Annotated in this window: 12 protein-coding genes; 9 read left to right on the top strand and 3 right to left on the bottom strand. The window is 32.9% G+C overall.

Annotated features, from left to right (window positions below; translation table 11 throughout):
* The first annotated feature begins 238 nt into the window (after positions 1–238).
* The 4 genes from COD11_RS09170 (at position 239) to COD11_RS26770 (ending at position 2,851) form a co-directional block, all read left to right on the top strand.
* A complete protein-coding gene (locus tag COD11_RS09170; protein ID WP_098796464.1) occupies positions 239–475 on the top strand; it encodes a DUF2933 domain-containing protein in 237 nt (78 codons plus the stop codon).
* A 366-nt stretch (positions 476–841) separates the two neighbouring features.
* Positions 842–1,084 carry a redoxin domain-containing protein gene (locus COD11_RS27975; RefSeq protein WP_369689275.1) on the top strand — a complete coding sequence of 81 codons (243 nt, stop codon included), beginning with the start codon at positions 842–844 and terminating at the stop codon, positions 1,082–1,084.
* Positions 1,085–1,651: 567 nt separating this feature from the next.
* Positions 1,652–2,548 (top strand): multicopper oxidase family protein, encoded by an 897-nt coding sequence (locus COD11_RS09160; RefSeq protein ID WP_098796463.1) that lies wholly within the window; start codon positions 1,652–1,654, stop codon positions 2,546–2,548.
* A 141-nt stretch (positions 2,549–2,689) separates the two neighbouring features.
* Entirely contained in the window at positions 2,690–2,851 is a 162-nt protein-coding gene (locus tag COD11_RS26770) for a hypothetical protein (RefSeq protein WP_176551025.1), read from the top strand.
* Between the two features lie 837 nt (positions 2,852–3,688).
* Here the strand turns inward: COD11_RS26770 and COD11_RS27405 are convergent.
* The 3 genes from COD11_RS27405 to COD11_RS27395 form a co-directional block, all read right to left on the bottom strand.
* Positions 3,689–4,114 (bottom strand): hypothetical protein, encoded by a 426-nt coding sequence (locus COD11_RS27405; RefSeq protein ID WP_255301569.1) that lies wholly within the window; start codon positions 4,112–4,114, stop codon positions 3,689–3,691.
* Entirely contained in the window at positions 4,068–4,373 is a 306-nt protein-coding gene (locus COD11_RS27400; protein ID WP_255301568.1) for an amino acid permease, read from the bottom strand. Before COD11_RS27400 ends, COD11_RS27405 begins: the two co-directional genes overlap by 47 nt.
* A 181-nt stretch (positions 4,374–4,554) precedes the next feature.
* Entirely contained in the window at positions 4,555–4,731 is a 177-nt protein-coding gene (locus COD11_RS27395) for a hypothetical protein (protein ID WP_255301567.1), read from the bottom strand.
* 1,030 nt (positions 4,732–5,761) lie between these two features.
* Between COD11_RS27395 and COD11_RS09150 the strand changes: the two genes are divergently transcribed.
* The 5 genes from COD11_RS09150 (at position 5,762) to COD11_RS09130 (ending at position 8,906) form a co-directional block, all read left to right on the top strand.
* Positions 5,762–7,003: a DUF3854 domain-containing protein gene (locus COD11_RS09150; RefSeq protein ID WP_098796462.1), complete on the top strand. Its 1,242-nt coding sequence runs from the start codon at positions 5,762–5,764 to the stop codon at positions 7,001–7,003.
* A gap of 148 nt (positions 7,004–7,151) precedes the next feature.
* Positions 7,152–7,847: a RadC family protein gene (gene radC / locus COD11_RS09145; RefSeq protein ID WP_098796461.1), complete on the top strand. Its 696-nt coding sequence runs from the start codon at positions 7,152–7,154 to the stop codon at positions 7,845–7,847.
* Positions 7,840–8,262, top strand: coding sequence for a hypothetical protein (locus COD11_RS09140; RefSeq protein WP_098796460.1), 423 nt, complete (start codon positions 7,840–7,842; stop codon positions 8,260–8,262). The genes radC and COD11_RS09140 overlap by 8 nt, the downstream gene beginning before the upstream one ends.
* A gap of 24 nt (positions 8,263–8,286) precedes the next feature.
* A complete protein-coding gene (locus tag COD11_RS09135) occupies positions 8,287–8,682 on the top strand; it encodes a hypothetical protein (protein ID WP_098796459.1) in 396 nt (131 codons plus the stop codon).
* A complete protein-coding gene (locus COD11_RS09130) occupies positions 8,682–8,906 on the top strand; it encodes a hypothetical protein (RefSeq protein ID WP_098796458.1) in 225 nt (74 codons plus the stop codon). The genes COD11_RS09135 and COD11_RS09130 overlap by 1 nt, the downstream gene beginning before the upstream one ends.
* Positions 8,907–8,979 lie beyond the last annotated feature (73 nt).

Here is an 8,979-nt window from a genome sequence, read left to right as displayed (position 1 = left end):
TTTTCAATATTATTCTAGGCTTTTTTTATAAATTATCCATTATGCAAAGAAAGATCTTCACTATACATATTTTCTACACATTTATATTAAATAATCAATGGAACTCGAAGTTTTTAAAATATTGATATGTATATAATAGTCTACATTAAAAAATTGACTATCGGTAGAATATTATCAATATTATGAACCTATTCAATCTATAATCGAATTTATTGAATCTATTGATGCCTAAAGTAAAGTGAAAGAAACATCCTTATATAGATATAAAGACCTTCTACTGAAGGTCTTTGAATGGTCACTATATTTATTATGTCCTTTAATGATGTTATTCTGCATGAAAGTAATGTTTAAGGGTGGCAAAAAGGATTGTCATAAAAAACAAGGAAATCCACAAAATGAGGACATTAAATCATTACAAATGCAAGTACAGCAGAACCAAAATATGAAAGTAAAGGAAGAAATGAAATTATTTTAAAAAGAAAAAGGTAATAAATTATTTTTAAAGATACACATACATACGTTTCAAAAAGTTACATAGTGATGACAACCTATTTTTGCTTGTCATTTTTATTGAATTAATACTGCCCCCTTTGGTTCCCTATATATCTTCTGTAAATATTCCAATCAATTAGTATGTGCAATATTATACCTAAGGTAATTAGGCAAGACGTTGTTATTTTTGATTAACAGTCCTTCGTTAACCAAATTACTGAAAGGTTACACTTTTACTTATATTTAGGAATTTGAAAATTCATATAACAAAGGGAATGATTTTGAAAGGGGAATTCCATATGAAAACAAAAAAGTTAGATGCATTTTTTGTTTAAGTTTATTACTTATTATGGTTTCAGCTATAACTTACACTTTATATCTGAATTTCTTCACTGAAAAAATTCGAGTTCAGGCAGGTGATAAGGCACCAGATTTTATGCTTGGAGATATGGAGGGGAATAATGTTCAACTATCAGACTTAAAAGGAAAAGGTGTGTTTTTAAATTTCTGGGGGACATGTGTAAACGGTTTAAACCATGCTAGTGAGAAATGCCATTTATGGAAAGAAGATATAATTATTCTAAAGATCTAGGTGTAGTAATATTAGCTGTCAATATTTCTGAAAGTGACGTTGCAATTGAATCTTTATAAAAAACATGGTCTTACATTTACCATTCTAAAAGATAAAAAACGATCTGTTATCGAAGCTTATGATACTACACCAGTTCAACCACCTTCTTAATAGTTAAGAATGGTCAAGTGGCCAAAGTTATAACTGGTAGTTTAACATAAAAGATGTAGCAAATTATATTGCACTTATGAAACCAACGTAGTGGTAATCAAGTTAATGAGGTTCTAATTTGGGGCAAATGCTTTTTGTGTATGATGGCTTCCTGTTAGGTTAACAGCCTTCATCAAATATCGGCCTACTTGAAAAAATCCAATACCATTATGTTAACCAGTATAGAGTTACTAACATAAAACAAATTTTGAAATTTATTAGCTCTTATATTCAGTGGGCTCACACTTTTTGGCTTCCATAATTGCTATAAATAAATCTAGAATGTAGAAGAGTTAGCAAAAATCATTCTATTATGACTCATATTTATTTGCTATCTTTCATACTATTCATCAATAAATATTATAATGGGGGATTAGTATGGATTGGGAAAGTAAATTAGTTATGCCGAATGGAATGAAAGCAAAGTACCAAAAGGAGGGGAATACACGATACTACAAATTAATCGCTCAACCGTCACACCATACTATTGTTGACAAAGTTGAGATAGAAGGTCTGGGATACAATGGTTCTATACCAGGGCCTTTACTTGTATTTAAACAGGGAGAAATGGTACAGATTGAATTAGAAAATCGTTTAGATAAGCCCACATCGCTTCATGTACACGGATTATCTAAACCAGTTTCTCAGGACGGAATTCCTGAAATAGAACCTACTCCATTAATTCAACCAGGAGAATCATATGTATATAATTTCCCTGCTTGGCAAGCGGGCACCTTCTTTTATCATGCAGGTGAACCATCGCAAATTCCGCAAGGGTTATTGGGTCCATTAATTATTTTACCTAATGAAAATCAATTAAGGGTTGATCAAATCCCATATCGTGATTATGTATTAGTCTTACAACAATTTGATATCCCCCAAGAAGAAATAGGTAAGGTTACACCAGGCTTATATAAGCCAAAGAAGTTCGATACAAATCCAAACTTTTTTACAATCAATGGGAAGTCTTTTCCTGATACAAAAGGATTACAAACAAAGTATGGAGAGAAAATTAGAATCCGTTTTATTAATAAATCAAGTGCCTCACATTCTATGCACATCCATGGACATGATTTTCATGTAGTAAGCGTAAATGGTTTTCCTCGATATCGAATATTTGATGATACGATAAATGTCGCATCTGGACAAAGGATAGATATCGAACTTTTGTCCACTAATCCTGGAACTTTCCCTATAAATGGAACAAAGACTTTTCATCAAACAAATAATGGGAAAACGCCGGGAGGTATGGTTACAAAATTAATTTATAAATAATAAGCAGCGAGTAGATCAATACTTACTCCATTCTCTATTTTTTAGGGGTTAATTTCCCTTTTTATAACCTAATTTAGAATAATATCATAGAAAATGTAGATAATATTCCTTGTATGATCTTTATCCAAAGGAGTGTTATGAATGAATAAAGCTGATCTTCAAGAATGTATTACTGAATGTGAAAGTGCCTTAACACACTTAACTAAAGCAATGGCAAAAGCTCATGATCACTCTAAGCAAAGAATGCAACATGCTGCAAAAGATTTAGAAGAATGTATTGCAGAATGTCGTAGCCTGTTATAATGAAAGAACAAGGAGTCTCCATTATTAGTGGAGACTCCTTTCTATATGTCTAAAAAACTTAGCAACAAATACATCAACCTAATCCCACATCATACTTAAAAAACCAATCAACATGAAATCGCCTGTTCTTGCAAAAATGTGTAGTCGTAATATATAAGGATATGGTCTTTAAAATTTTTGGAGATAGTCATATGTCATATACTATTGATATGGGATACCATCACCAACAGACACTTTTTAAGTAAGGAAACAACATGGTGGAGCAAATTGTTAATAAACCAAGGGAATCAATATCATAGAAGGCAACAATTCAACTACTAGGATATTGTGCAGATATGTTACGCTAATGAATATTGAGAGAAGTACACATTTAGCTAACTCACTAGCTGTACAAATGAATGCCAAGGGTATTTTATGTAATTCCGTATTAATGAAGTGAACACATATTATGAGGGAAGAAAATGAGATTGTATTCAAAATGGGAATATAATATTGACTTGAGACTAACTTAAAGAAATCTAAATGTACCTAATTGATTTATAAACAAAAAAATAAGTAAGGACACATCTAAAGATAGTCCTTACTTGTAGAATTAATTAAACAAAAGCAGCTCCAACAATTATCAATAAATGAATAGAACAACGAATAGAGCGAAAGCTCCACTGCCGCCAAAGCCACCCTATCCAGCACCGTAGCCACCAAAACCCATATGACCTCTTCTTTCATTAGTAGGGTTATTAATAGGTTATTCTAAAGAAAAGAATTTGATTGGACACATGCCTTGTTTTATGTGCGTCTAGGGTATTTGATTACTTTTTATACTTTAAGAAAAAGTGTTCACCTATAAATAATAAAACAATCATACTTCCTGACCACGAATACAACCACTAAATCAGATTGAATTTTGATCCAAATAAAAGCAACAAGAATAATGAAATCCATAATTAAAGCTGTTAGTACGATTAGTGTGTTTGCCTTTACTTTTTTACGTAAATGTTTAAATACTCCCCAATGGATAATCATATCCATAATGAGATAGAGGATTGCACCAATTGATGCAATCCGAGTTAAGTTAAAAGAAACTGTTAATACAATTGCAAGAACCACAGTATAGACAAGAGTGTGTTTCTGAATCGAACCTGGCATTGCAAAATGCTTATGAGGAATTAACTTCATTTCAGTAAGCATGGCAAGCATACGAGATACAGCAAATACACTAGCAATAAATTCCAGTAAACGTAGTAATAATTGCCAGAACAACAATAAACCAAACTCCATTATTCCCAAATGCTGGACGAGCAGCTTCAGCAAGTGCGTAGTCTTTAGCTTTAATGATTTCAGTTAATGTTAAGTTGCTGGCTACTCCCCATGCAAGGAGTAGGTAAATAATCAAACTAATGATAATTGAAATGCTAATAGCACGTCCAATATTTTTCCTAGGCTTGGTTATTTCTTCACCACTATTTGTTATTGTTGTGAATCCTTTAAAAGCTAAAATGGTTAAAGCAATGGACGAAATCATTCTTACATCCCTGTATTATGTGTAGCATTTCCAAGATCAGGTGTTGTAAATGAAAAGTCAGCTACCCATATACTAACGATAGCCAAAATAGATAAACCTATAATCTTTATTAGCGAAGTGATCGAGGTAAAGGTTTGTATAAACATGTTTCCTGAAATATTTATTAAGAAAGAAAATATGATTAAACAACGCCAATTAATGGAACAAACCACTTGCTTTCTGTACCATTAAATAATTGAAGTGTATATGTTCCAAATGTTCTAGCCACAAGACTTTGGTTAGTAATTATAGAAGCTGCTATCATTAATGAAGCAACAGCTGTAATTGTCCCTTTTCCATATGCTTTTACGAGAAACATGCCGATGCCTCCAGCGAAAGGGAATTCTTGACTCATCTTTATATATGAGTAAGAACTTAATATTGTTACGATACTACCTTTAACAAATATAAGTGGGAGCCAGAGCCCTGAGAGTTCAGCAACTTGTCCAAGAAGAGCAAAGATACCTGCACTTATTATCACGCCAGTGCCAAGCCCTACTGCTCCAATAAGTGAGATACTATTTTCTTATATTTTGTCATTATGAAATACTCCTTTTAAAATCTTTTGTTCTATTTGTTTTACCCAATCTTGTATGAGTGAAACAAATAGAATTAAAATTAAGAGTAGTTTAATGTCAGTTAAATATTAAATATAATGACAAAAAAGGGAGATTAAATAGGTGTACTTTCTTCTTTCCCGATATATTCAAATCTAGTCAGATATAACTTTTATTAAAGGCTAAATTAATCGTAAGTATTTTTTTGCATATAATTATTAGTGATAACTTACTAGATGGGAGATTAGAAAAAATATTAATTATTAAAGGGGAAAGTTCATCAAATAATTTCCGATTAAGAGTAAAATTGAATGTTTAAGGTATAAACGACAATTATTAAAAAATTTGCGCACGCAAGTGGGTGTTTATAAAGTAGCAGCTGGTTTAGGTCGCATTATTACAATGATCAACATAAAGTATTTTTACACCAGTATAGTAAAATGCCATTATAACAATCCAACGATAATGCTTTTACAAATATCTATAAAGAAGCTTCAATTATCATTAATAATGAAAACGTCCTTATTGAATGCTTGAATTTTCTATTTACTAATCCTTGTGACTAAAAAACTATTAGTAGCAGATAAAATATTATCTTATAGTAACATTATAATTGTATTCGTGATAATACTAGATTATAATTTAGTTATTAGTTATTTTTCTTGCTCAATTGAGCCTTTTACTGAAGTTATAAGCCCTATAGGGTGGAATAAACACACCACAAGTGTGTCTTTCCTCTCTATAGGGCTTTTTTGTGTTTTATATCAAATTAGCGCATGGAGGGGAACGGAAGTGGCATTTATTACAGAAGAAACTATCGAAAAGGCTAGAAATATAGATTTACTTTTTTTGGCTCAACAACTTGGTGAGTCTCTACAGCGTTCGGGACAAAGCTTTTTTACTTATCGTAATGGTGGAGAAAATACTCCGTCCCTTTCCATTAATCCTACTAAACACGTTTGGAAGGACTTTGGTGGAACTGCTGGTGGAAAGGATGCAATTAGTTTTTATTGCTACCGCAAATATAATGACCCTTATTTAAAAGGTAAGGATTTTGTACAAGCGGTTGAAGAAATTTGTGAGCTATGCGGTATTCCTATTGAATATCAAGATGGCTGCAGTCGTACATTTGATGATGTTGTTTATAAACCAAGGATTGAGATTCAAAAAGAATCACCTAAAGCAACTCCTGGGTATTTACATGAAGTCTACTCTAAATGGATCAAGCAATTTGATCTCAAAAAGCCACATCTTTTTCATTTGAAAGAAGTGAGAAAAATCGGTCCACAAGTAGCGAAAATTAGAATGTATCGTTCTTATTCAGATGATATGAAAGAAAGATATGGTATTACTAAACAGCTTGCTTCTAAAGGAGTAAAGCTAGATGGAGTTCCGGGATTTGCAGTTAAAGAAGGGAAGTATGGACCTTATTGGACGTCTGTTGGTAGAGCTGGTTTGTTAATTCCATTTCGTAGCATCAATAACGAAATTCAAGGATTTCAAATCATGTTTGATGAAAAGCCTGCTAATGGTCAAAAGTACGGTTGGTTCTCTTCACCTATTAATCCTGAAAAAGGAACAATACAAGGTGCTGAAATAGGAAATCCAGTGCTACCTTATCATGCTGCTGTTCCCGCTCAAGTTCTATTGAATTGGATCTTGTATAAAGGAGAACTCAGCGACCATATGGAGACTGATACTGTATGGTGGGGCGAAGGTGGGTTAAAAGGTGATATAGCTTCGAATTATACAAAACAGATACATTTACAAGTACCTGGAGTGAATAATTGGAGACTCCTTTTAGAACCTACTATTTCATTACGACCAAAGCGTGTGATCTTTAGTTTTGATGCAGATGCTCAAACAAAAGAGGATACTGTTCAAACTAATGTATTAAACGCAATAGAAGGTGCGAAAAAAGAACTCAAACCACATGGAATAGAGTTAGCGATTGCATTATGGCCAGTTGAAAAAGGTAAAGGAATCGATGACCTTGTAAATAACGGTTATAAGCCTCAAATCGTCTCTATTTAGTTGAGTTTAATTATATTACAGAAAAGAAGTTACTAATCAGTGGCTTCTTTTTTTTACTTTAAAGGAGGTGATTTTATGTAATCCATGATAGAAAAACTCATGAATTATTTAAGATTAAACACATTACACATTTTAGGAGGAAGAAAAAATGAATCAATTATCTTTTGTGAGTGAACGTACAGACAGCTCGTTAGTAAAAGAGTCTGTTGAAAGGTTATATGAAGTGGAAGGAGATGTTTCTAACCTAAATTTAAGTGAATTACTTTGTTTAATGATAGGGACAGGAACAAAAAAGACTTCATTGCAGCAAATGGTTAATCAAATCCTTGATATGAAGCGAGAGTATGGATTAAAGGGATTAACTGTTGAAAGAGTTATGACGATTGAGGGATTCACTAAACGCAAAGCGGAAATGTTTATTGCTGCTCTAGAGTTAGGTAGGAGAGTTTATAACGAAAAAGCAGAGAGTCGCTATGTGATTAGGTCACCCAAAGATGCTGCTGATTTCTTAGAGTATCTTAAGGATTATAATCAAGAGCACTTTGTTGCTTTGTTTTTAAATACAAAGAATGAAGTTCTTCTTAAGAAAACTATTTTTAAGGGCTCTTTAAACGCAAGCATAGTGCACCCTCGCGAGATCTTTAACGAAGCATTAATGAGAAGTGCTGCTTCCGTTATTGTAGCTCATAACCACCCATCCGGGCATTCGGCTCCTTCACGTGAGGATATTGAAGTCACGAAGAGACTAGTTAAAGTTGGGAAAATTGTAGGTATTGAGGTTTTAGATCACGTTATTGTGGCAGCCAATGATTTTACATCTATAAAGGAAAAGGGTCATGTTTGATCAACTTCAGCTACAGCAATCTCATTGCTTAAGGATAAGAGAGGGCATGACTTTAAATAAAGGAGATAGAGTAGAAGTTTACTATAACCTTGTTAAAGGTGGAATTTTTTCAATTAAAAGCCTGGTAAAAGGTACATGTTATGGGAAGGTGGTTGCCTATGCCCCCACTGTACTTATGTCTAATGGGAAATTCGTAGTTAGTAAGCCAGGTATTGAAAAAATAAGAAGTGAGCAACGAAAAAGAGTTTGTGCAGTTGTTCGCGGAACCTTTGAGGGAATAGGTTCTCCTATAAACGGAGAAAAGGTCTATTTTAACCCTTACATTACTGACTTATTTACAAGAGCATCTGATGGAGTTGAAGTACATTCAGCCGAGATGATCTATTTTTATAACAATATTTGTGAGGTTCATTAATTACACATTTTAGGAGGATGAAAGATGAAAGCGAAATTTCGTACTGAAAAGGTTGAATATGTAATAGAAAATGGTGGATATTCTCGAAATGGACATTTTGTACAAGGAGAGGTTAAGTTAAAGTCACTATCTATTGGAAGTGAAGCTCAGATTGAAATAAAAACAGGAGCATACACTCAACTTATTCGTACTGATATTGTTCATTCAATTGATCTTTGCCCAGCTATCTTTAAAATGCAAATGGCTACTGAAGTCCATCCGTATCGTATTAAAGTGGTAAATAAGAATTCTAAACCAGGGATTTTTATGAAAATCGGTACAGAGAAGGAAATTCAAGCTTATGTAAAAGATAGATTTAAGGGTAAAAGAGTAACATACGCAATTGAGCCAATCCCTACAAGATTGGAGCTGGTTCAATAATGAAGACTTATAATGTAGGTGAAAAAATCGAAGTGATTTTAAAAGGGAATAAAAAACCGATTAAAGCCGAATTCGTAAAATGGCAACCTATTGAAGATCGAGCGGGCAACTTCTTTTTAGTTTTAAACTTTAAGGGAGAACTGCGATATATCATCGATGGATTTATTGGTTTTATTAATGGACAACCTTTTACACCAATTGAGCTTAGTAGGGTAAGTAATTAAATAATACATTACTTAGAAAACCGATTCTTTTTATGGATCGGTTTTTTATTTTTAGCTATGTTAAACAATAATG

The organism is Bacillus sp. AFS040349 (assembly GCF_002577655.1).
Classification (GTDB): domain Bacteria; phylum Bacillota; class Bacilli; order Bacillales; family Bacillaceae; genus Metabacillus.
This window is presented reverse-complemented; position numbering and strand designations above follow the sequence as displayed.